At 35.4% G+C, this 26011-nt stretch carries 15 protein-coding genes; 8 read left to right on the top strand and 7 right to left on the bottom strand.

Going from position 1 to position 26011, the window contains the following annotated elements; all coding sequences use genetic code 11:
* Positions 1–10: 10 nt before the first annotated feature.
* From IEV84_RS11805 to IEV84_RS11780, 6 genes are all read right to left on the bottom strand, one after another.
* Complete coding sequence (locus IEV84_RS11805; RefSeq protein ID WP_188494484.1) at positions 11–748, bottom strand: glycosyltransferase; 738 nt, start codon at positions 746–748, stop codon at positions 11–13.
* Between the two features lie 55 nt (positions 749–803).
* Positions 804–1622 (bottom strand): 3-methyl-2-oxobutanoate hydroxymethyltransferase, encoded by an 819-nt coding sequence (gene panB / locus IEV84_RS11800; RefSeq protein WP_071185534.1) that lies wholly within the window; start codon positions 1620–1622, stop codon positions 804–806.
* An 87-nt stretch (positions 1623–1709) separates the two neighbouring features.
* The gene (locus IEV84_RS11795) at positions 1710–3074 is read right to left on the bottom strand and encodes an MGH1-like glycoside hydrolase domain-containing protein (RefSeq protein WP_188494483.1); all 1365 of its coding nucleotides are present in this window, start codon (positions 3072–3074) and stop codon (positions 1710–1712) included.
* Between the two features lie 26 nt (positions 3075–3100).
* Positions 3101–4396: an acetylxylan esterase gene (locus IEV84_RS11790; RefSeq protein ID WP_188494482.1), complete on the bottom strand. Its 1296-nt coding sequence runs from the start codon at positions 4394–4396 to the stop codon at positions 3101–3103.
* A gap of 177 nt (positions 4397–4573) precedes the next feature.
* The gene (locus IEV84_RS11785) at positions 4574–5902 is read right to left on the bottom strand and encodes a rhamnogalacturonidase (protein ID WP_188494481.1); all 1329 of its coding nucleotides are present in this window, start codon (positions 5900–5902) and stop codon (positions 4574–4576) included.
* Between the two features lie 255 nt (positions 5903–6157).
* A complete protein-coding gene (locus IEV84_RS11780) occupies positions 6158–7453 on the bottom strand; it encodes an APC family permease (RefSeq protein ID WP_188494480.1) in 1296 nt (431 codons plus the stop codon).
* A 276-nt stretch (positions 7454–7729) separates the two neighbouring features.
* Here IEV84_RS11780 and lpdA point away from each other — a divergent pair, with 276 nt between their 5' ends.
* Positions 7730–9133, top strand: a complete 1404-nt coding sequence (gene lpdA / locus IEV84_RS11775) for a dihydrolipoyl dehydrogenase (protein WP_188494479.1) — start codon at positions 7730–7732, stop codon at positions 9131–9133.
* Positions 9134–9186: 53 nt separating this feature from the next.
* Here the strand turns inward: lpdA and IEV84_RS11770 are convergent, their stop codons facing one another.
* Positions 9187–10062: an AraC family transcriptional regulator gene (locus IEV84_RS11770; protein WP_188494478.1), complete on the bottom strand. Its 876-nt coding sequence runs from the start codon at positions 10060–10062 to the stop codon at positions 9187–9189.
* An 83-nt stretch (positions 10063–10145) separates the two neighbouring features.
* On the opposite strand from IEV84_RS11770, the gene IEV84_RS11765 reads away from it, so the two are divergent.
* The 7 genes from IEV84_RS11765 to IEV84_RS11735 all read left to right on the top strand — a co-directional run bounded on the left by IEV84_RS11765 (position 10146) and on the right by IEV84_RS11735 (position 25224).
* Positions 10146–11594, top strand: coding sequence for a sugar porter family MFS transporter (locus IEV84_RS11765; RefSeq protein WP_306451817.1), 1449 nt, complete (start codon positions 10146–10148; stop codon positions 11592–11594).
* A gap of 122 nt (positions 11595–11716) precedes the next feature.
* Positions 11717–15016 carry a DUF5107 domain-containing protein gene (locus IEV84_RS11760; RefSeq protein WP_188494476.1) on the top strand — a complete coding sequence of 1100 codons (3300 nt, stop codon included), beginning with the start codon at positions 11717–11719 and terminating at the stop codon, positions 15014–15016.
* 33 nt (positions 15017–15049) lie between these two features.
* Positions 15050–17488, top strand: a complete 2439-nt coding sequence (locus IEV84_RS11755) for a beta-galactosidase (RefSeq protein ID WP_188494475.1) — start codon at positions 15050–15052, stop codon at positions 17486–17488.
* Positions 17489–17642: 154 nt separating this feature from the next.
* Complete coding sequence (locus IEV84_RS11750) at positions 17643–19991, top strand: beta-galactosidase (protein ID WP_188494474.1); 2349 nt, start codon at positions 17643–17645, stop codon at positions 19989–19991.
* Positions 19992–20136: 145 nt separating this feature from the next.
* The gene (locus IEV84_RS11745) at positions 20137–23040 is read left to right on the top strand and encodes an exo-beta-1,4-galactosidase (RefSeq protein ID WP_188494473.1); all 2904 of its coding nucleotides are present in this window, start codon (positions 20137–20139) and stop codon (positions 23038–23040) included.
* A 135-nt stretch (positions 23041–23175) separates the two neighbouring features.
* On the top strand, positions 23176–24006 hold the full coding sequence (locus IEV84_RS11740) for a Cof-type HAD-IIB family hydrolase (RefSeq protein WP_188494472.1): 831 nt from the start codon (positions 23176–23178) through the stop codon (positions 24004–24006).
* Positions 24007–24267: 261 nt separating this feature from the next.
* Positions 24268–25224: a phosphoribosylaminoimidazolesuccinocarboxamide synthase gene (locus IEV84_RS11735; protein WP_188494471.1), complete on the top strand. Its 957-nt coding sequence runs from the start codon at positions 24268–24270 to the stop codon at positions 25222–25224.
* The last annotated feature ends 787 nt before the right edge of the window (positions 25225–26011 follow it).

Raw genomic sequence — 26011 nt, 5'->3', positions numbered from 1 at the left:
TCTTTGATTATTATTTAGTGTATCTTTTTTTGATGTTGTATAAATCAAGCCAAAGTTTAAAAAAGTAAGTAGGCTTTACTTTTGAATTTCCTTTTTCAATCCATGATTTAAGTGGAATTTCTTTCATTTTAACCAAGGCTTTTTCTTTTCCAAAATGATTCATCATTCTGAAAAATAATTCCACATCAAATAACCATTTTGAAATAAATTCTTTTTCAAATACAAGTGGCGCAATTTCTTTTGTAAAAACTTTGCAGCCACACTGCGTATCGTAAACTTTTATATCCAGAATATTGGAAATAAAGGTGGCAATAATACGTCCAATCAGGAATCGGCTGTTTTCTCTTTCAATAGTAGAACCTATTTTTCGAATACGGGAACCAAAACAAAAAACAATTTCACTATCTAAATTATTTTTAACAACCATGAATTCTTCCAGTGTTGTCGCTAAATCAGCGTCCAGATAACCAATATTTTCGAAATCAAAATTTTCAATACAATACTGAATACCTTGGCGGACAGCTTCTGCTTTTCCCACATTTTTTTGTAATGGAAGCACAACAATCTGGTTGGGGTGTTTTTGTTTTAATTGCTCTAAGATAGCAAGTGTATTATCGGTTGAACCATCATTTACAAAGCAAATGGAGGCATCGGAATAATTTTCTAAAAAATGCGAATACTCGCCGGAAATAGCATTCTCCTCATTATAACAAGGAATAACTATAAAAGTATGTGGTTTTTGGAGCATTTAATCTTTATGTTGATTTGTTAAAGAGAAGATTTATGTAATAACTTCCAAGTTGTTAATATTGTTCTTTTTCGTTTGGAAAATCTTTCGACTTTACATCATCAACATATTGGCTAATGGCAGAAGTCATTCCCTCGTAAAGATTCATATAACGTCTTAAAAAACGAGGACTAAATTCGTTATTCATTCCCAGCATATCGTGAATAACCAATACCTGACCATCAACACCTGAACCGGCACCAATACCAATTACAGGAATTGAAATACTTTCGGCAATTTGTTGGGCTAATTTGGCAGGGATTTTTTCTAAAACTAAAGAGAAACATCCTAGTTTTTCTAACAGTTTAGCATCTTCAATTAATTTTAGTGCTTCCTGTTCTTCTTTAGCTCTTACGGTGTAAGTTCCAAATTTATAGATAGATTGCGGAGTTAAACCTAAGTGTCCCATTACAGGAATTCCGGCATTTAATATTTTTTTGATGGATTCTTTAATTTCTTTACCACCTTCTAATTTCACAGCATGACCGCCACTTTCTTTCATAATTCGAATAGCTGAACGCAAAGCTTCTTTAGGATCTGACTGATAACTACCAAAAGGTAAATCGACAACGACTAAAGCTCTGTCGGCACCTCTAACAACAGAAGAAGCGTGATAAATCATTTGGTCCAGAGTAATAGGCAAAGTGGTTTCGTGTCCCGCCATCACATTAGAAGCTGAATCTCCCACAAGTATCACATCGATTCCGGCAGAATCCACAATTTTAGCCATAGTAAAATCGTATGCAGTTAACATGGAGATTTTTTCTCCCTGCGCTTTCATATCGATTAAGGACTTTGTTGTAATTTTTTTATAGTCTTTTTTTGCTGTGGACATAGTCTTATGTTTTAGGAACTGCAAAAGTAGTAAAACAAATTTGGATGAAATAAATAAAAACCAATTTAGCTGTATTCTAAAAGTAGTTTAAAATTCTTCAACTGCTTTTTTTCCTTCTAACCAGGCTACCATGTTCAAAACAAGGTAATTCCAGTTTTGAAATCCTTTGTTCAACATAGGTACACCTGTTTCGGGTTCGTAATATTCATGTAAAGCACCATTTTTCTTGAAATCTTTTCCAAACAAACTGATTGTTTTTTGGGCTAATTCGTTGGCTTCTTTGGTGTAACCGTATTTATCTAAGCCTTTAAAAACCATATAGTTTGAAATTCCCCAAATAGGACCTCTCCAGTTAGACGGATTGGCACTTGATCTCAAACTGTACATTTTTTCCATTTTTGAAAGGGTTCGCACTCCCGCAGGAGCATTGAATGTTTTTGTATTCGAATAATGTTCTTTAACAATTCTTTCCGCCTGTTCAGGTGTAGCGATGCCTGCCCAAAGAGCTAAAAATCCGCTCCAAGCGCCAATACGTTGAATTAAACAATCGTAATCTCTTGGATAACCGCTGTGAATGATAAAAGAACGACCTAAAGTATTGTCTTCAACATTTGCAACAGGACGTAAATTTAAATCCACACTATAAAAGAAACCATCTCTTTCATCCCAACAATTTTTTTGAATAGCAGCTTTCAGGTTTTCAGCATCGGCAGCAAATTCTTTACCTACATTCGATAAATTCAGTTGATCTGCTAAGTAAACCATTGCTAGTAATTCTTTGTACATCAAACAATTTAGGTAAATAGAAGCCGAACTTTTATTTGGTCGGAAGAACGTTGCAGGATCATTATCTACACCTATAGCAACATCACTTTGCCAGTAATAAAGTCCCGTAGCTTTGTTTCTGTGATGCGATTTGTAGTTGTTTACAAATGTTTGAAGATGATAAAATTTTTCCCGAATCCACTCAGCGTCACCGCCGTTTGTTTTTGTAATGAATGCTGCGTGTTGCGCTAAAACCGGTTTGTGCATATTGACATCGTAAATGTTTTCAGGACGAATATCACGCGGTTTTGAATCTTCCCAAATTACAATTGGCAAATAGCCATCCCAATCTCCGTAATGTAAAAAGTTAAGCACACAACCTTGTTCGTATTTTATAGCTTCTTCTTTGTCTTTTGCTGTGCCAATGTCTGTTAGAATTTGTCGGAGCGCAATGTTACTTAACCAGGAATCCCAATCCCACAATACATTGTCATATTGATTACTTCCCGGAGTAAGAAAAGGATAGACTAATGATCCTCCGCCTTTACGATACATTTTTTTGTAATCTTTATAAACATTTGTCTTGATAACCGAAATATAATCGGTTATGGAATCTTTTATCTGACTATAAGAAGACAGACTTCCAGCGAGTAAAACTAAAATAAGAAAGGTGGTTTTTCTAGTCATAATTTTATTATTAAAGTGTTATATAGCTATTGTATTCCGCATTTTTCACGTAACCATTTCATGGATTGATCATCTGTTTCTCCAAATCGCCAGTGAGCCGAAATAGGAGTAATAACGATTTCTTTTGGCGCTGTCACCGAATTAAATGCCGCAAGGGTAGAAGTAGGCGAGCAGGTATTGTCATTATATCCAGCGGAATAAAAGCCCGGAACGCTGATTTTTTTGGCAAAATTCACTACATCATAGTACTCCATTGTTTTTATTTTTTCAGGGCTGTTGTTTTGGTATTTATCGCTAAACATAGAGGGCCAGCCTCCGGCTCTGTTATATAAATAGCCTGAATTATCACTTAATGCAGGATAAAAAGAAGAGATGTAATTGACTCTTTTATCAATTCCGGCAGCAACAATGGTTAGTGCACCACCCTGACTGCCTCCGGTTACAACTACGTTTTTCTTGTCAAATTCAGGAAGACTTGTCAGGAAATCAATAGCACGAACGCAGCCTAAATATACACTTTTATAGTAATAATTGTCTTTGTTGTTTAAATTAATAGCCCAATAATCGCTAAGATTTTTTCTCATTTCCTGAAAGTTACTTTCATTTATTTCAGGATTAACTCCGTGAATTTCGATGCTGAGACTAATAAAACCTTTTTCGGCGTAAGCAGTTACGGGAACAATTTTTTTAACTCCGGCACCGGGAGGATTTAATAATACCGGATGTGGTTTATTGTCTTTGGGTTTGCTTAAATAACCATAAAAATAGTTGCCCAATTTATAATTTTGTAAACGAACCAAATATACATCAACTGTAGCGGTTGAGAATTCAGGTTTGTGGGTTACTACAGCGTCCATTGGGATTTTGTTGTTCTCATCAATTGCTTTTTTCCAAAAGCTGTCAAAATCCTTTGGTAAACTTACGGTCGGCTGAATTTCAAAAGGAGCGTAACCCGCCTTAATTTCGTTTTTATACACATAGCCATCAATTTTGGCCTGTACTTTTAACTGACGAAAACCGGGAGTATTCATTGTTCCAATATTGATTTCGCCAACACCATTTTTTAATTTAAGTATTCCTTTTTTCTCGGGATTCAATTGTTCCGGACCGTATTGGTATTCTATTTCTACATTGTCAACAGGAGAACCATATCTGAGAATACTAATTTTTACAGTTGCCTCTTCGTTGAGTTTGTAGTTCCAATCGGGATGATTAGCTGTTAATAAAATATCGACTAATTTAATTGGAGCAGGAGTGTTTTGGGCTTTTAAAGTAATGCTTAGTAATCCCAGAAATAGTGAAAAATAGGAGAGGAGTTTCATATATGTAAAATTTATTTTTTAGTGGTCATATATGTTATCGCTTTTTTATTATTGGTGTTTGCTTACGCAAACTTGTTGTTAATGGCGATTTCATAGAAAAAGGGGTTATAAATTACAAAGGGCATAATAGATTATATTATACCCTTTGATGATTAGATTAGCTGAAAATATCTGTAATTATTTAATTGTTTTGTTGTTGACCACGACGTTTTTAAGTTTTAAACCTTTGATGATACTTTTGTCTATAGCGTCATTTTTAGCTTCCACTTTTAAGTTTTCAAAAGTAAAGTTGCTCAATTTGTCGTATTCAGTGATTTTCATGTCATAAAAAATATCACATTTCATATCAATATTTCGCATAGTAATGTTTTCACAATAAGATAATGGAACATCTTTTCGTCCTTTTAAATCAAAAAACTGAGTCCATGGTTTTACATAAATCATACTTTTGGCATAACCAGTAATGTTTTCAACGGTAATGTACTCGTATTTTTGAGGTGTATCAGGACGCATTTTTAACCATAAAAGACGAATTGCATTATCAACAGTACAGTTACGAACAACGATATTTTTGTTATGAATAGCTTCACTTCCGGCAGTTAAAGCACCGTGACAAAATCCAAAATCACAGTTTTCGATAATGATGTTTTCGTTTCCACCGTTGCTGGCATCTTTATCAGCCCATGGACCTTTTCCACCTTTTAAAGCAATAGCATCATCGTTTACGGCCATGTAACAACCTTTGATTAACATGTTTTTGCAAATGTCAATATCGATAGCATCTGTACTTGGTGCTTTTACAGGCGCGTGTGGTGAAGTGATGCGTACATCAATTACTTTTACATTATTACATTGGTAGTAGTGACTGGTCCAGAATCCGGAGTTGCGCAATTTTACGTCCTGTACCTGAACATTGTCGCATTTCCAAATAAATACTAAACGAGGTCTTGAAACTTCAAGGTTAGTACAGTTTGGATTTTCTTTTCTTCTTTGCCAAAAAGCTTCCCAGTATTTCAAACCATTTCCGTCAATAGCTCCTTTACCGCTAATAGTAAAGCCATTGTTACCATAAGCATTAACTAAGGCAGGAAAATATTCAATACTTTGTCCTTCTATTCTGGAAGGCATCATAGGATAATCACTAATATTATCAGAACCTTTTAAAATAGCTCCTTCTGAAACGTGTAAATGAGTATTAGGATGAAAAAACAAAGCACCGCTCATAAAAGTTCCCTTCGGAATTACTACAACTCCGCCACCATTACGATAAGCTTCATCAATAGTTTTTTGGATAGCTTTCGTTTGTACAATTGTACTGTCGGTTAAAGTACCGTAATCGGTTACGGAATAGAATTTTCCTAAATCGCTCGGTTCTATTTTTTTTGCATCTAAAAACCAGGTTGGTATTTTAGTTCCGTCAGGGAAAATATCTTTATTGTTTTTTTGCGAAAATGCTTTTGGTACAATTGCTGTTAAAGCAATAAGGAATAAACAGATTTTTTTCATTTCTTTTTATAATGGTTAATAAAGTTTTGTGTTCACAAAAAAAAGCGCCTCTTTTATTTTTGAAAGGCTTTTTTTTTAATAAAAACGAAGATATGAAATTTATAAGCAAACAGACATCCTGCATTAGGGGCAGGACACTTTATAATCGGAAATAATTGGACATAAATTTACCTAATTATCACAAATTAGTAAGTTCCTAAAAGTAGCATTCCATGAATTATATCTGCTTTGTAAATTCGTGTAAAAGCATAATTGTTATTTTTTCTTCGAAAAACGAATTACAACATAAATAACAGATAAAACACCAATTGCAATCAGCGTTCCAATAATTTCATTCTGAGTTAAATTGGATAAAAAATAAAGAATAATAGCGATGGAAAGAATAGGGACGATTAAGCCTCCCGGAATAGTAAATTCGTCTGCCTTTGTTTCCCGGCTGTAACGCAATTTAATTACTGAAAACACGACTCCCAAGTAAACAATTAGTATAGAACTGCTGGCAATAACCACCAGACTTTCAAAAGTTCCTGTTGCAGCAATAATAAATCCAATTGAAGCATAAGTGATAATGGATAGGTAAGGAGTTGCAAATGAAGGATGGATTTTGGCCAAAGCTGCAATTGGAATAGTTTTGTCTCGTGACAAAGCATACAGCATTCTCGGATTGTTTAAAATATCACCACTTAAAAAGCCAAACATCGAAACGGCAGCTCCCACAGTCAGAATTACAAAACCAATTGGTCCAAAAATTACATTGGCTGTTGCGGCAAGCGGAGTAGCGGTAAATTGCGGTAATTGATCTCCTAAAACACCCTGTGCCACAGTTTGAATCAGCATATATAAGGCTACGATTGCTGAAATACTTATAAAAATTGCTTTTGGGATAGTACGTTTGGGATTGATTACTTCGCCTGAAACCACAATCCCCGATTCACAACCCTGAAATGCAAAAAACAGTACCAAAGAAGTTTTTCCCAGTTGCTGGATATCAGGAAAACTTTCGATAGTCAGATTGTTTATCGAAACAGCTTCCCATCCAAAAATAACTAATAATAAAAGTGGAATTAATTTAGCAACAGTGTTAATTTTGACTAAACCAATTCCTTGTTTTACACCAATGACATTAATAGATGCCAGTCCTCCGAAAACAGTAATTAAAAACAATAAACGTATCCATTGTTCCTGAAAAAGCGGATGCGTCGAACCTAAAACATTTACCAAAGCATTAGAAACGGCAGCATCGGCAAGAAGTGTGCCGCCAACGGTAAAAATACCCGCCAGAAAACCTGCATAAGGGCCAAAAGCTGTTTCTATATAGGAATAAACACCTCCAGTTTGGGTTACTTTGCTGGAAGCTTCTGCAAAACACAGCATGATAAGTGCCATTAAAATTCCACAAAAAACATAAGCAATAATGCTAGAAGCTCCCATGGATGCTGCAACAATGGCGGGAAGTGCAAAAATTCCGGCTCCGATAATAACATTCATAATATTAGCAGATAAACCGATTACGCCTATGGTTCGTTTGAATTCTTCTTCTTGATGGATCATTTTTAGACTACAAATAGTTGGTTACAAAAAACGAAGTTATGCAAAAAAGATTTTGGTTGTCTATAGAAAAGTGTTTGGATTGTAAATTCAACATTTTAAAATCATTTGTCGTTTTTTTACATTGCTGTTTACAGATGTAGTGTTTCAAAATAATTTTGAACTATCAAAAGCATTATAAAAACCTAACAAAATATCTTATTTTTTAAAGTTTAAACAAAATAGAATTCCCTATTTTTGCTCTTCGAGATTTTAAAAAATAATAAAAAACAATATACTATGAATTCATTTGACGTAGTCGTTATAGGTTCTGGACCCGGAGGATATGTATCAGCGATTCGTTGTGCGCAACTGGGCTTCAAAACAGCTATTATCGAAAAATATTCCACATTGGGAGGAACTTGTTTGAATGTAGGATGTATTCCTTCAAAAGCCTTGTTGTCTTCTTCTCACCATTATGCTGAAATTGCTCATTTTGCCGATCACGGAATTGAGGTTTCCGGAGAAGTAAAAGTAAATTTAGAGAAAATGATTGCTCGTAAAAAAGCAGTTGTGGATCAAACTTCCGGTGGAATCAACTACTTGATGGATAAAAATAACATCACTGTTTTCAATGGTTTGGGTTCTTTTGTTGATGCTACGCATGTTGCTGTTGCAAAAGCAGACGGAACTTCTGAAACAATTGAGGCTAAACATACTATTATTGCAACAGGTTCTAAGCCTTCTTCTTTACCTTTTATCAAAATAGATAAAGAAAGAATTATTACTTCTACTGAGGCTTTAAGTTTGACAGAAGTACCAAAACACCTTGTAATCATTGGTGGGGGAGTTATCGGAATCGAATTAGGTCAGGTGTATTTACGTTTAGGAGCTCAGGTTTCTGTAGTGGAATTTATGGACAGAATTATTCCTGGAATGGACGGTGCTTTGTCTAAAGAATTGACAAAAGTATTGAAAAAACAAGGAATGAAATTTTATACTTCACACAAAGTACAATCAGTGGAAAGAGCTGGAGATGTTGTTACTGTGAAAGCTGAAAATGCTAAAGGTGAAGTAATTACTTTAGAAGGAGATTATTCATTAGTTTCTGTTGGTCGTCGTCCTTATACGGATGGATTAAATGCAGAAGCAGCAGGAGTGAAAATTTCTGAAAGAGGTCAGGTGGAAGTAAACGATCATTTACAAACTTCGGCTTCTAATATTTACGCTATTGGTGACGTTGTACGTGGTGCAATGTTAGCCCATAAAGCAGAAGAAGAAGGGACAATGGTTGCTGAAATTTTAGCAGGTCAAAAACCACATATCGATTATAACTTAATTCCAGGTGTTGTTTATACTTGGCCTGAAGTTGCAGCTGTTGGACAAACAGAAGAGCAATTGAAAGCAGCTGGTGTGGCTTACAAATCAGGAAGTTTCCCATTTAAAGCTTTAGGACGTGCGAGAGCAAGTGCTGATTTAGATGGATTTGTAAAAATATTAGCGGATGCTAAAACAGATGAAGTTCTTGGTGTTCACATGATTGGAGCAAGAACGGCTGATTTAATTGCCGAAGCAGTAATAGCTATGGAATACAAAGCTTCTGCTGAAGATATTTCAAGAATGTCTCACGCACACCCTACATTTGCGGAAGCGGTAAAAGAAGCAGCATTAGCAGCAACTGAAAACAGAGCGATACACGTTTAAAATTAGTTATATATATTTAAGGATAGGCTGTCTAACAAAGGCAGCCTATTTTTTTAATTCAACTTTTTATATTGCATAGGAGACAGACCAATTTGCTTTTTGAATGATCGTGAAAAATAATAAGGATCATCAAAACCAACTTCCTTGGCTATTTCTTTAATATTGAGATTGGTAAAATGTAGGTATTCACAGGATTTTTGAATTTTCAATCGGATAAAATATTGAATAGGTGAATAACCTGTTTTTTGTTTGAACAGTTCAGAATACCTGGAAACCGAATAACAGGCCTGATTAGCCAATGCTTCGATACTTAGTATTTCATTCAAATTTTTCTTCATATAAATAATGGATTGACTTATTGCATCATCAATATTGTTATCCAGTGTATTGGAATAGCATAAAGAACTTAAAAGAGCAATCAATTTAAAGTGTGTAAGTTCAATTTTTTCTTCATTAAAATCACTTTCCAGAAGTTTCATTATTTCGTTCAATATTGTAATCCGGTTTTCATCGAATGCTATTTTGACGGCTTCTTCATTGGTATCCGAAAAACGCTTATAAAGTGTAGCAGCATAATGCCCTGAAAAATGAATCCAGTAGATACTCCAGGCATCTTTTAAGGAACTACCATATTTATGTGCGGTATTTTTAGGAATGATAAATCCGGTATTAGGAGTTAATTTAATTGTTTTTTTATTGATTTTTACCCAGCCTTCCCCTTTAAGACAGTATAAAAAAATATACTCTTCGATGCCGTTTTTTCTGGAACGGTTGTGGTGTTTGGCATTTGGAAAATAGCCAATAGCATCGGGGAAGAGGTTATCAAAAAAAGGCAGTTGCTGTGCTTTTTCTTTTTGTTCAGATGATAGAACCACCATTGTTTGTCCTAAGAAGCCTTCTTTTATTTTTGTTTTCGGCAGATTATTCATTATAAAATATATATTTAGCTATAAATTGATTTATGGTCGTAATATAATCCATTTATTTCAATAAATAATCCATTTGTAGATGAATTCCTAAATGTATTTTTGTTTTAGTATTAATTCAATCACAATATAATTTTATGACAGTTCAAAATAAACAATTTAACAATTCTTATTTGTTTGCAATATCCATGGTTTCGGCAATGGGAGGATTACTTTTTGGTTACGACTGGGTTGTAATAGGCGGAGCAAAACCTTTTTACGAACGTTTTTTTGATATTACCACATCGGCCAATTTACAAGCCTGGGCCATGAGTTCGGCTTTGATTGGTTGTATTCTTGGTGCAGTTGTATCAGGTGTAATTAGTGATAAGTTTGGTCGAAAATGGCCCTTATTGCTTTCTGCATTTTTATTTACCGTTGCTTCATTAGGTACGGGATTGGCTTCTTCTTATTGGATATTTGTCGTTTTTAGAATTATAGGTGGAATTGGAATTGGATTAGCATCAGCTCTTTCTCCAATGTACATCGCCGAAGTGGCACCTTCTCATTTGCGAGGACGATTTGTTTCTTTAAATCAAATGACACTTGTTGTGGGGATTCTTGCGGCTCAGATTGTTAATTTGTTAATTGCCGATAAAGTTCCGGCAGGAGTCAGCGATGAGTTTATCCGTGCTTCATGGAACGGACAAATGGGATGGCGTTGGATGTTTTTTGCCTGTGCAGTACCTTCGGTAATTTTTTTTCTGTTAGTGTTTACACTTCCTGAAAGTCCGCGTTGGCTGATGAAAGCAGGTAAAGCCGATAAAGCATTCCCAACGTTGCAAAAAATTGGTGGCGAAGTTTATGCCCGCGAAGAAATGACTAATATAAAAGCAACTTTAGATGATGTGACCGAAAAGCTGGATTTTAAAGCACTTTTTAATCCCAAATTTAAAGATGTATTGCTCATTGGAATTGTTATAGCGGTATTTCAGCAATGGTGTGGCATCAATACGGTTTTTAATTATGCCGAGGAGATCTTTACAGCTGCCGGTTATGGTGTAAGTGATACTTTATTCAATATTGTGATTACCGGAGCCGTTAATTTGGTATTTACTTTGGTCGCGATGTTTACAGTAGATAAATGGGGACGCAAAAAACTAATGATTCTAGGAGCTTCTGGTTTGGCTATTACCTATTTACTTTTAGGAGCTGCCTTTTATTTTGAGTTGAAAGGGGTTGCTGTTCTTTCGTTGGTGGTAGTGGCAATCGCTATTTATGCTATGTCATTGGCACCAATCACCTGGGTAATTCTTTCCGAAATTTTTCCAAACCGTGTGCGTGGAGCCGCTATGGCGTTGGCAACTTTTGCTTTGTGGATTGCCTGTTTTATTCTTACCTACACCTTTCCATTACTCAATAAATCGTTTGGAGCAGCTGGAACTTTCTGGGTATATGCGGGAATTTGTATTCTCGGATTCTTATTTGTCCTAAGAAAATTACCTGAAACTAAAGGAAAAACATTGGAAGAAATTGAAAGCGAATTGGTAAAGTAATTTTGTCGATTTCTTTAGACAAAGTCAACTACAGATTACACAGATTTCTTTTTTTAAATCTGTGAAAATCTGTTTAATCTGTGGCAAAAAATAAATAATCATAATAATAAAAATACAAAATAATGAGTGTTAAAGCTTGGCAAGAGGAGGTAATCATTCCTACATACGAAATTGGGAAAGCAGAAAAAAATCCCATTTTTCTTGAAAAACGTGTGTATCAAGGGAGTAGTGGAGTAGTGTATCCGTATCCTGTAGTGGAGAAAATTGAAGATGAAAAATCAGACAAAAGCTATCAAGCGGTTTATCTTGAAAATGAATACATCAAGGTGATGATTTTACCGGAGTTGGGTGGTCGTGTGCAAATGGCTTATGATAAAATCAAACAACGTCACTTTATTTATTATAATCAGGTAATCAAGCCTGCTTTGGTAGGACTTACTGGACCATGGATTTCAGGTGGAATCGAATTTAACTGGCCACAACACCATCGTCCGAGTACTTTTTTGCCTGTAGATCATACTATTGAAACGAATGCCGATGGCAGCGTTACAGTTTGGGTAAGTGAAAATGAGAAAATGTTTCATCAAAAAGGGATGGCGGGATTTACTTTGCATCCAGGGAAAGCTTATTTAGAAATTAAAGGAAAACTGTATAATCCAACTCCTGTTCCTCAAACATTTTTATGGTGGGCTAATCCTGCCGTAGCGGTGAATGAACATTACCAATCGGTTTTTCCACCGGATGTGCATGCCGTTTTTGATCATGGAAAAAGAGATGTTTCTACTTTCCCAATTGCAACAGGGACTTACTATAAAGTAGATTATTCTGCGGGAGTGGATATTTCGAATTATAAAAATATTCCGGTTCCAACGTCGTATATGGCCATTAATTCTGAATTTAATTTTGTAGGAGGTTATGAAAATGATACTCAGGCAGGTGTTTTGCATGTGGCTAATCATCATATTTCACCAGGAAAAAAACAATGGACCTGGGGTAATGGCGATTTTGGAAAAGCCTGGGATAGAAATTTAACCGATGAAGATGGACCTTATATTGAATTGATGGCTGGCGTTTTTACGGATAACCAACCCGATTTTAGTTGGATGCAACCTTATGAGGAAAAGACTTTTACTCAGTATTTTTTACCGTATCGCGAGTTAGGTGTAGTTAAAAATGCTTCTCAGGATATTTTGATGAATATTGATAAAAAGGAGGATAAAGCAGTAATCAAAATTTTTGCTACTTCTTTGCAAAAAAATACCAAGATTGTCTTGGAAGGTTTTTTTGAAGAAATAACAGATTTAAGTCCTGAAGCGGTTTATGAACGTGAAGTGACTGTTGGAACAGCAACAATAATCGATTTAGCATTATTTGTTTTTGCTGAAAATGGTCGTGAATTATTAAGTATTAAAGCCGAAGAACAACAGGAAAAAGAAAAACCTGAACCGGCCAAAGCGGCTCTTTCACCTGAAGAAACGCCTACTTGTGAGCAATTGTATTTAACGGGATTACATTTGGAACAGTACCGTCATGCCACTTACAGTGCGACCGATTATTATCTGGAAGCTTTAAAAAGAGATGCTTCGGATGTACGTAATAACAACGCTATGGGACTTTGGTTACTTCGCAGAGGAAAATTTGCGGAAGCTGAAAAGTATTTTAAAGAAGCTATCAAAACACAACTGCAACGCAATCCGAATCCTTATGATGGAGAACCACATTATAATTTAGGTTTGGCTTTGCAGTATCAAAGTAAGTATAAGGAAGCTTACGATGCATTTCATAAATCCTGTTGGAATGCTGCTATGCAGGATGCCGGTTATTTTGGATGCGCCCAAATTTCCTGTGTAAATACTAATTTTCAAGAGGCGCTGTATGAAATAGATAAGTCTTTAGTACGCAACTGGCACAATCAAAAAGCGCGTACGTTAAAAGTAGCGATTTTGCGTAAATTATCTAAAAATGAGGATGCTTTAGCATTGATTAAAGACAGCTTGAAAATTGATTTATTCAATTTTGGATGTCGTTTTGAGGCTTATTTAATTTCCAATGATTCTAGTATTTTAGAAGAGATGCATGCTGTAATGAGAGGCGAAATTCATAATTATGAAATAGTAGCTTTGGATTATATAGCTGCCGGAATGTATGATGAAGCTGTACAAATAATCCAGGAAGGGATAAAAGTTTGTGCAACTACTCCAATGACCTATTATTATATGGGCTGGGCTTTGAATTTGGCATCGAAAGATTCTAAAGTTGCTTTTGAAAAAGCAGCTTCTCATGCTCCTGAATATTGTTTTCCAAATCGTTTAGAAGCTATTTTGGCTTTAGAAACAGCACAAAAAGTAAATCCTAAGGATTCTAAAGCACCTTATTATTTAGGGAATTTATGGTACGACAAACGTCAGTATTCTGAAGCTATTGAGTGTTGGGAAAAATCGGTTACAATAGATGGTAATTTTCCAACAGCGCATAGAAATTTAGCTTTAGCTTATTTTAATAAATTGGGACAGCAAGAAAAAGCAATAGCGTCTTTAGAAAAAGCTTTTTCTTTGGATACTTCAGATGCTCGTATTTTAATGGAATTGGATCAATTGTACAAACGTATTTGCAGACCACATCAGGAACGATTGGAATTTTTGAAAAAACATTACCATTTGGTACAGCAACGGGATGATGTTTATTTGGAATGTGCTACTTTATGTAATCAGTTAAATGACTTTAAGCAAGCAATTTATTTAATTGATAATAAGATTTTTCATCCTTGGGAAGGTGGAGAAGGGAAAGTACCCAATCAATATCAAATTGCAAGGGTTGAGTTGGCTAAAAAATACCTTTCCGAAAAAGAGTTTGAAAAAGCAATTGTTTTGTTGAATGCTTGTTTAGAATACCCTCATAATTTAGGCGAAGGAAAACTGGATGGCGCTCAGGAAAATGATTTTCATTATTGGTTGGGCTGTGCTCATGAAGGTTTAGGTCAAATGGACGAAGCTCACAAATATTGGGAATTAGCCAAAGATGGTAGTAGTGAACCAGCTGCTGCAATTTTTTATAACGATCAAAAACCGGATAAAATTTTCTATCAGGGATTGGCTTTGTTAAAATTGGGATTAGCAGAAGAAGCGAATACCAGATTTGAAAAATTGATTGCTTTTGGAACAAAACATTTGAACAAAACCATAAAACTGGATTATTTTGCAGTTTCTTTGCCCGATTTGTTAATATGGGAAGATGATTTGACATTCCGAAATAAAATCCATTGTCACTATATGCTTGGATTGGGGAATTATGGATTAGGCGAATTGGCTATAGCCAAAACACATTTATCCGAAGCCGCAGCAATGGATGTTAATCATCAGGGAGTTCAGGTACATTTGGTAATGATTAATGAATGTAGAGTAATTAATTCTGAAATTGTGTAGATAATACATTCCAAAACATTTAAATAGATATTCATGAGAAAAAATAAATTCGTTACGGTATTATCACTAACGCTATTCTTGTTCTGTGCTGCATCAATGGATGTAACAGCGCAAAATAATTATGCTATTGATATTACAACTGCTAAATATGAGGTAAAACGAGGCCATCTTGATTTGGGAGGAAGTAATGCCAAAGGGGAAACTATTGGTGTAAACAGTTTTTATCTCGAAAGAAATGGGAAGCCTTTTATTCCGGTTATTGGGGAGTTTCACTTCAGTCGCTATCCGCATCAATATTGGGATGAGCAGCTGAAAAAAATGAAAGCGGGAGGAATTACTGTGGTGGCAACCTATGTATTTTGGAATATGCACGAATTCAAGGAAGGCAAATTCGATTGGACAGGAGATTTGAATGTTCGTAAATTCACAGAATTGTGTGCCAAGAATGGTTTGGATGTTTTGATGCGTATAGGCCCTTTTGCTCATGGCGAAATCCGTAACGGAGGTTTACCGGATTGGTTGTACGGTCGTCCGATTGATGTTAGAAGCAATGATCAGGTTTATTTATACTACGTTAACCGATTGTATCAGGAAATTGGGCAACAATTGAAAGGATTACTATTTAAAGACAACGGTCCTATTGTTGGGGTGCAATTAGAAAACGAATACCAACATTCTACAGCTCCTTGGGGATTTACTTATCAGGATGCTCCTAAAGAACGTACAGTAGCGGGGCGTGATAAAAAGATTATTCAGGATGGTGTGGGGATTAATACGATGGGGAATGAGTTTGCCGATGTAGGACGTGACCACATGAAAACGCTTAAAAAACTTGCTATTGATGCGGGTTTGATAACACCTATTTATACGGCCACGGGCTGGGGATATGCGACTATTGTAGAAAAAGGATCTATTCCGGTTATGGCAGGATATGCTTATCCGTTTTGGACAGCGGGGAATAGTCCGTCCCCTTTTTATTTGTTTAAAAACATACATCAAAAACCGGATTATGCTCCGGTTAGTTACGATGTCAATTTATATCCGTCGTTGGCAGCCGAATTAGGAACAGGAATGGCAGTTACTTATTCCAGACGTCCGCGAGTTTTAGGAGAAAGTTTTCTGCCTATGATGGTTCGTACCGTGGGAAGTGGAACGAATGGATTGGGATTTTATATGTATCACGGTGGAACTACACCTTCTATAGGTAATTATTTCTTTACTGAAGGTGCGGGGCTTCACAATAAATCCTACGATTATCAGGCTCCAATTGGTGAGTTTGGAAATGTAAGTAGTGGCTATTTTCCGTTAAAGCTGATGAATTACTTTTTGAAAGGCTACGGCAGTGATTTAGCACCATTATATCCAATATTGCCTTCGACTAATGATAGTATCAAAGCTACTAATACCAGCACTTTGCGCTATGCTGTAAGGGGAGATGGCAACAAAGGCTATTTGTTCATGCACAATTTTCAGGATCATTTGGAAATGAAAGATTTACAAGGACTGAAAGTTAGTGTAACTACAAAATCGGGACAGCTAATATTTCCGGAAACTGGAACTTTTACACTTAAAGCGGGCAGCTCAGCGATTTTTCCTTTCAATGTCAATTACGATGGGGTAGCGATTCGCATGGCAACAGTGCAGCCTTTTTGCAGATTTACCAATAACAATAAAAAGTACAATGTGATGGTTTCGGTGGATGGCATTGCTCCCGAAATAATACTTCAAGGTAAGCTGAAAGTGAATGGTACAGGAATAAAAACTTTAATTAGAGAAGGGAATACTGTTATAGTTTGTACTGAAGGAAAAATCAATGCTTTCGAAATCAACGGAGTTTCATTCTTGGTTTTACCAAATAACGAAGCCAAAAATACCTATTTGATTGGTCAAACCAATAATCAAAAGTTGGTATTGAGTAATGCCTTGGTATTGGATAATAACGGAAAAATAACATTAGTTAGCAATAATCAGGAAAATATTGATTTCTCGGTTTATCCTGCTGCAGCTGGTGTAACTTCAGTTGATGGAAAGTTAACTAAAGGCAAATCGACAATTAAAAAAAGTAGTGCCTGGCAAATTAGTGTACCAAAAGCGGATACAGGAATTAAATTGATACAGGCCGATAACAGTCACTATGTACTTAAAGCAGGCAGTCTTGATTTGTCAAAGGTAAACGATGTTTTCATCACCTTTGATTATCGTGGCGATCGCGGAATTTGTATGATGAACGGCGAGTTACAAACAGACGATCTTTATACCAGTAAACCATGGACAATTGGCTTAAAAAGATACCAAGAAGCTTTAAAAACAAGCGATATGTACTTTCATTTTTTACCAATGCAAAAAGATGCGCCTTATTTGAGTTATTTGGATAAGAATGTTTTACCTGATTTTAGTGATAAGAAAAGTTTTCTAGAGATTAAACAACCTCAGATTTCAGTTGAATATAAAGTAAATGTGGAGTTTAAATAAATCAAAGCAAATTCGACTGATTTTAAAAACTAATGATTTGACAATGAATTAATATCTAACAGGAGAAACCGAAAAATACCGAAATAAAACAAGCTTTAATTTTGGTATAATATATGCTAAATGTATTTTTGGAAAAAAAAGATTGTTAAAACAAATGAGGATATCAAAACTAATTCTTGTCATTGTTATTTTTATGACTTTGGCAACCCAGGCACAAGATTTTGGAAAAGCCGGAACTTTTGAGGCAGCAGAGAAAAATTTCCTTCTAAACGGAAAACCCTTTTTAGTACGAGCCGGTGAAATCCATTTCCCGAGAATTCCCCGGGAATATTGGGAACACCGAATCCAAATGTGTAAAGCCATGGGAATGAATACAATTTGTATTTATCTTTTTTGGAATTTTCATGAGCAAAAACCGGATCAATTTGATTTTACCGGACTAAAAGATGTGGCAGAATTTGTACGACTCATCCAAAAAAACGGAATGTATTGTATTGTTCGTCCCGGACCGTATGCTTGCGCTGAGTGGGATATGGGTGGTTTGCCTTGGTGGTTATTGAAAAAAAATGATCTTCAAGTACGAACTTTAAATGATTCGTATTTTATGGAGCGTTCTATCAAGTATTTGAAGCAGGTAGGAAAACAATTAGCACCTTACCAAATTCAAAATGGTGGAAACATCATTATGGTACAGGTCGAAAATGAATATGGTGTTTTCGGGAATGATGCTGTTTATATGGCTAAGGTGCGTGATGCCGTTCGAGCTTCAGGCTTTGACAAAGCGCAATTGTTCCGTTGCGACTGGAGTTCTAATTTCTTTAAATATGATGTTGATGGAGTTTATACGGCTTTAAATTTTGGAGCAGGTTCAAATATCGATAAACAGTTTGAAAAGTATAAACAAGTTTATCCAAAAGCGCCACTGATGTGTAGTGAGTATTGGACGGGTTGGTTTGATTATTGGGGACGTGCCCATGAAACCCGATCAATAAGTAGTTTTATCGGCAGTTTGAAAGACATGTTAGATCGCAAGATTTCGTTCAGTTTGTATATGGCACATGGGGGAACTTCGTTTGGACAATGGGGTGGAGCTAATGCACCTCCTTTTGGTGCGATGGTAGCCTCGTACGATTACAATGCTCCAATTAATGAGGCGGGACAACCTACGGATAAGTTTTACGCAGTGCGTGATTTGATGAAAAATTATCTAAATCCGGGAGAAATTATTCCGGAGCCACCGGCTAATTATTCTCTAATTTCGATTCCTAAAATTACGTTTAGCGAGTCGGCTTCGCTTTTTGACAATCTTCCTAAAGCAAATCAATCGGAAGATATCAAATCAATGGAATACTTTGATCAGGGTTGGGGACGTATTTTATATCGAACGAAATTACCTGAAATTAAGACAGAGTTTCAGCTAAAAATTACCGATTTGCATGATTGGGCTCTTATTTATATTAATGGAAAACTCATTGGAAATTTAGATCGTCGAAAAGATGAAAATACAATCAAAATTCCTGCGGTAAAACAAGGCGATGTATTGGATATTCTTGTGGAAGCGATGGGACGTGTAAATTACGGGAAAACCATAATTGACAGAAAAGGAATCACTGAAAAAGTAGAAATGTTAGTTGGTTCTAATGCCACTAATTTGAAAAATTGGGAAATATTCAACTTCCCTGTTGATTACGATTTTCAGAAAAAAATGAAATTCAAAAAAGAAAAAGCGAATGGTCCGGCTTGGTATCGTGCTAATTTTAATTTGAATGAAGTAGGAGATACTTACATTGATATGAGTGGCTGGGGTAAAGGAATGGTCTGGATTAATGGTTATAATATTGGAAGATATTGGAAAATTGGTCCGCAACAAACCCTGTTTATGCCGGGATGCTGGTTGAAAAAAGGAAAAAACGAGATTATAATTTTAGATTTAGAAACTCCAACAACAACCCAAACTGCAGGTGTTATAGTTCCTGTTTTAGATAAAATAGTGATAGACGAATCACTTTTACATCGAAAAAAGGGAGAAATGCTTGATTTATCTGCTGAAACTGTTTCGAATAAAGGAACTCTAAGTAGCGGTCAGGGCTGGAAAGAAGTAATTTTCAATAAAGAATTAGAAGGTCAGTATTTTTGTTTTGAGGCATTGGATTCTCAAAATCCAAAAGATCAAAGCAGCAGTATGGCCGAATTAGAATTAATAGGAACTGATGGTTTGTCTATAAATCGCTCGAAATGGAAAATAGTTTATGCAGATAGCGAAGAGATTTCGGTAGGAAATTATTCGGCTGAAAAAATATTCGATCAGCAGGAATCTACTTTCTGGTCAACAGCCTGGACGGTTTCAAAAACGCCACATCCACATCAGCTTGTTGTAAATATGGACGAAAAAGTTAAAATTAAAGGTTTTAGGTATTTACCACGTACGGATAAAAGTACTAATGGAAATGTAAAATCGTATCGTTTCTATATAAAATCAAATCCTTTTTTTATTAAAAAATAAGGTTGCATAACTATTTGTATGAAAGAAAAATATTTGAACCATTAAGTTCATTAAGATTAAAAAACTTAATTTTCTTAATGAGCTTAATGGTTTAAAAGAAATAATTAATTGTTTAGTTTACCGACAGTAATAAAATAATAACACAATGAAAAAATACAGTTACACTTGCCTTCTATTGTCAATCTTGATCGCTTTAAGCAGTTTTAAAGGGAAAGACGAAGTGATTAATTTGGCTGGCAATTGGCATTTTGAAATTGATCGGAATGACGTAGGTGTTACCGAAAAATGGTATCATAAAAACCTCTCGGATAATATAAAACTGCCGGGTTCTATGGCAGAGTTTTTAAAAGGAGATGAAATTACTTTGAAAACCAAATGGACAGGTTCTATTTACGATAGTTCGTTTTATTTCAGACCCAGTTTAAAGAAATACCGTGAGCCGGGAAATATCCATATTCCTTTTTGGTTAACTCCTGCCCGACATTATGTGGGTGCCGCCTGGTATCAAAAAGAAGTCAATATTCCTAAAAACTGGAAAGGCAAAAGAATATTACTTCGTTTAGAAAGAGCACATATTGAAACCAGAGTTTGGGTAAATGATAAAGAGGTAGGTTTGCAAAACTCGCTGGTAGCTCCTCATGTTTATGATTTGAGTCCTTATTTGACTATTGGAAAACAACGTATTTCTATTCGAATTGATAACAGAATTAAAGAAATCAATGTAGGTCCTGATTCGCATAGTATTACCGATCATACGCAAGGAAACTGGAACGGAATTATAGGAAAAATGGCGCTGGAATCTTCTTTACCAATTTATATTGATGATGTACAAATTTATCCTGATGTCAAAAACAGAATAGCCCGCGTAAAAATTACAGTTAAAAATAGTAGTCAAAGTAATTTTAGCGGAAAATTAGTTATCTCAGCTAAAAGTTTTAATGTAAAATCGTCTGATGAAACCAAGGAAGTAGTCAGTAAAATTGCAGTTTCAAAATCAGATAATAAAACTATTGAACTCGAATTGCCTTTTGGAAAAGGGATGCTGACTTGGGACGAATTTAATCCTGCTTTGTATCATCTGAATGTAAAGTTAGCTTCAAAAGAAATAAATAACAGCAAGAGTGTTCAGTTTGGAATGCGAGAATTCAAAATTGAAGGAAACCGATTTTTGATAAATGGTGTTCCGGTTTTTCTAAGAGGAACGGTTCACAATTGCGAATTTCCACTAACAGGTTATCCGGCGACTACGGTGGAAGCTTGGGAAACAATTCTAAGAAAGATCAAGTCGTATGGATTAAATCATGTGCGTTTTCATTCCTGGTGTCCTCCAGAAGCCGCTTTTATTGCCGCTGATAAAGTGGGGCTTTATTTGCAACCCGAAGGACCAAGCTGGCCTAACCACGGTCCAAAAATAGGTTTAGGACAACCTGTAGATCAATTTTTATATGATGAAACTACCCGAATGGCTAAGGAATACGGGAATTACGCTTCCTTTACCATGTTGTCTGCGGGGAATGAGCCTGCAGGAAATCAGGTGAAATACCTCAACGAATTTGTAGATTTCTGGAAAGCAAAAGACAATAGGAGAGTATATACCGGAATGTCAGTAGGAGGAAGCTGGCCTGTGGTTCCTAACGCTGAATACCAGTCACGTGGTGGTGTAAGAGGTTTGAAATGGGAAAAAATGCCGGAAACAGAATCGGATTTTAGCTCAGGCATTGCGCCGTTTAAAGTTCCTTTTGTGGCTCACGAAATAGGTCAATATTGTGTTTTTCCAAATTTCGAAGAAATTAAAAAATATACAGGCGTTTACAGAGCCAAAAACTTTGAAATGTTTCGCCAGGATTTGGAGGATCACCACATGAGAGATCAAAGCAAAGACTTTTTGAATGCTTCCGGAAAGTTACAGGTTTTGTGTTATAAAAATGAAATCGAAAAAATGTTGAGAACACCCGGTTATGCAGGTTTTCAAGCATTAGGCTTACAGGATTTCCCAGGCCAGGGAACAGCTTTAGTAGGAGTGTTGGATGCTTTTTTTCAGGAAAAAGGATATGTTACAGCTCAGGAATATGCAAGATTTTGTAATTCAACAGTTCCTTTGGCAAAGATTCCAAAGTTTGTATATAATAATGGAGAAACTTTCAAGGCAGAAATCGTTCTTTTCCATTCGGGTAAAACAGCATTACAAAATGCAGTAATTAGTTGGACGGTTAAAAACGAAAAAGGGGATGTACTTTCTTCGGGGAAATTTGATCCTAAAACTTTCGAAAATGGAAATGGACTTTTTGTAGGTAATTTTGATTTTGCTTTAGGACAAATAAAAGAAGCGTCAAAATTAATTTTGGAAGTAAAAGTTAATGGTACTGATTATGTAAATGATTGGAATTTTTGGGTATATCCTGAAAAAAACTCCGAAATAGCATCTGAGGTTTATTACACAACCGTTTTTGACGATAAGGCTAAAGATGTTCTTAATAAAGGAGGAAAAGTGTTTTTAAACGCTGCCGGAAAAGTGGTAAAAGGAAAAGAAGTAGAAATGCACTTTTTACCGGTTTTTTGGAATACTTCCTGGTTCAAAATGCGTCCGCCACATGTAACCGGAATGTTGATTCAGGAGAAAAGTCCCGCTTTTGCTGATTTCCCAACGAGTTATCACAGCGATTTGCAGTGGTGGGATATTCAAAACCGCGCTCAGGTAATGAATTTAGAAGATTTTCCGGCTGATTTTCGTCCTTTAATTCAACCAATTGATACCTGGTTTATGAATCGCCGATTGGCTTTGGTTTTTGAAGCGCAAGTTGGGAACGGTAAATTAATTGTAAGCAGCGCTAACTTAGGACCTGATGTACAAAACAAGCCTTCGTCACAACAATTATTTTACTCTATAGTGAAGTATATGAACTCAAATCAGTTCAATCCCAAAAACAAATTGAATTTTGAGGTGATAAAAGATGTATTTACAAGTCCATCCCGTGAAGTTTTTAATACTTATACGAAAGACAGTCCTGATGAGTTGAAGCCCAACTCCAATCAGAATAAAGTAAAATAGCAGATGGTTGAAAATACTATGTTTGAACTTTGTATAAAGTTTAGCCATACGTTAATTTGCTGTTATTTCGGGAATTGTTTGCTGAGCCTTCGGTGTATTTTAGGTATTTTTGCAATGAATTAGACGAAATGATATATGATAAAAGACAATATAAAAGTCATTGTAAGTGATTTAGACGGAACATTATTAAATAGTGATCACAGAATTTCAGATTATACTAAAGAGGTTTTTAGAGAATTATACAATCAGGATTATTTAATTATTGTAGCTACAGGACGACATCATTTGGATGCGATGCCTATAGTTGAAACCTTGGGATTCCCTATTTATTTGGTTACTTCTAACGGAGCCCGAATTCATGCTCCGAATAAAGAATTGATTTTTGCTACTAATATGAAAAGTGATGCTGTAAAATCGGTCTTAGAAATGGATATTCCAGCCGAATATACTACGGTACTTTTTAAAGAAAATGTTTGGCAAACTAATAAGCACAATGATAAACTATTGGAATTCCAAACCGAATTGAATTATGTTCCGGAATTAGTAAATTATAAAGAAGTAACAGAATTTGATGCAATCAAAATATTTTTTACTCACGAAAGTCATGGAAAATTAATCGAGTTAAGAGAGATGATTCTGGAAAAACATCTGGATATTTTCAGTCATGCATTTAGTTTGCCGCATTGTTTGGAATTTATGGATAAATCTGTTGATAAAAGTGTGGCGATTGCCCGTATTTTAGAAAAGGAAAACTATCAGTTTCACCAGGCGATTTCTTTTGGTGATGGTTATAACGATGAAGGGATGTTAAATGCTACTCATAAAGGTTTGCTCATGGGGAATGCACCGGATAGTTTGAAAAGTAAATTAGCTCATCTTGAAGTGATTTTAAAAAATCATGAAGATGGTGTTGCTAATTATTTGACTGAAAAAATACTGGAAAATGTTAGTTTAGTTAGCAAATAAACTGCTACATAATACTCAAGTCTATTTTTCGCAACAGATTTACAAAGATTAGCACAGATTTTTTTGAACCTTTGTTCTTTGCGCAACCTTTGTGTTCTTTGCGGTTAAAAACTTTTACAGTTGAATTAAAATCTTTATACTCTGAAAATAATCTGTGTAAATCTGTAGCAAAAAAAGGAGATATAGAATACTTTCTTTGCTTTTCTGTTTAAAATAATCCTAAATTTGCATTCTTATAAAATCAAAACAATACGTATCTAAATGAGCAATACAATCACGACCACTAATTTTAATTTTCCAAATCAAAGATCGGTTTACAGAGGTAAAGTTAGAGAAGTTTACAATATCAATGATGAATTATTAGTAATGGTGGCAACCGACAGGCTTTCGGCTTTTGATGTGGTTTTGCCAAAAGGAATCCCGTACAAAGGACAAATTCTAAATCAAATTGCTACTAAATTTATGGAGCTGACTCAGGATATTGTTCCAAACTGGTTGATTGCTACTCCGGATCCAAGTGTTGCTGTAGGTCATTTATGTGAGCCTTTTAAGGTAGAAATGGTAATTAGAGGTTATCTTTCAGGTCACGCTTCACGCGAATATGCTGCAGGAAAAAGACAAATTTGTGGAGTTACAATGGCAGAAGGTTTAAAAGAAAACGATAAATTCCCGGAACCAATCATAACACCAACTACAAAAGCCGACAATGGAGAGCACGATGCTGATATTTCAAGAGAAGATATTTTGGCAAAAGGAATTATTAGCGAAGAAGATTATTTGGTTTTAGAAAAATATACCAGAGCTTTGTTTCAAAGAGGCACTGAAATTGCTGCCAGCCGCGGATTAATTTTAGTGGATACTAAATATGAATTTGGAAAAACAAAAGATGGTGTAATTGTTTTAATTGACGAAATTCACACTCCGGATTCTTCCCGTTATTTTTATGCTGAAGGTTATATTGAAAGACAGGCAAAAGGCGAGGAGCAAAAGCAATTGTCTAAAGAGTTTGTACGTCGTTGGTTAATTGAAAATGGTTTTCAAGGGAAAGAAGGACAACAAATTCCTGAAATGACGGATGCTTATATTGAAACAGTTTCGGATAGATATATTGAATTATACGAAAACATCATTGGTGAGAAATTTGTAAAAGCAGATATTTCGAATATTAATGAAAGAATCGAAAAGAATGTTTTGGCTTATTTGGCAAGTCAAAAATAATTTAGTCAAAAAAATAAAAATTAAAAGTCGCAATTTACTATTTTAAAATTGCGACTTTTTTTATTGAAGCTCTTCCTGATTAGCTGTTGGAATCTGTCATCCGCTGCAATCAGGGCTAGGGTAGTGGTGTTAGAAAACAACTTTGATGCTAAAAACCCTTAGCGAATCCCTGCGTTTTCTTAGTGAACCTTTGTTGTAAAACCCAAAAACGGTGTAGTCTTCCATTTAAACTCCTACAAAGAGTAAAAAAGCTGAAAAATAAGTTTCACGTTTCCAGTTGATTAAAAAATAAATAAAAAATAGTTTCGAAAAGCTATTGTCAAAACGAATAAAGGTTCTACTTTTGCACCCGCAACAACGCAGACGTTCTTTAAAATACTGATAAACTAACAAAGTAAATTAGAAGTTAATTTCTAAAAAAAAAAGCTTTGAAAAGTTTGTGAGATTTAAAAACAGATGTTACATTTGCACCCCGCAAACGAGCGACGTTCCTTGAAAAGCTGATAAGAAAAAAAAAGAAAACGGAAAATAAATTTTTCTAAAAAAAACTTTAAAAAAAGCTTGTCAGAAAGAAAAGAAGTTGTACTTTTGCACCCGCTTCGAGAAATACACCACGGTGTGAAAAACGAAGCGAAAAAATAAGAAGAACACGTTCCTAGACATATTGAATTGACAGCCGTTCCGATGCAAATCGGAACAAATAAAATAAGAGTAATAGAATCGATAGATTAGAATAAAACCACTAGAACTTCAGTCAAATACAAATAGTCCGCCACGGCGGACAAAC

The sequence above is a fragment of the Flavobacterium palustre genome (assembly GCF_014639535.1).
Classification (GTDB): Bacteria; Bacteroidota; Bacteroidia; order Flavobacteriales; family Flavobacteriaceae; genus Flavobacterium; species Flavobacterium palustre.
This window is presented reverse-complemented; position numbering and strand designations above follow the sequence as displayed.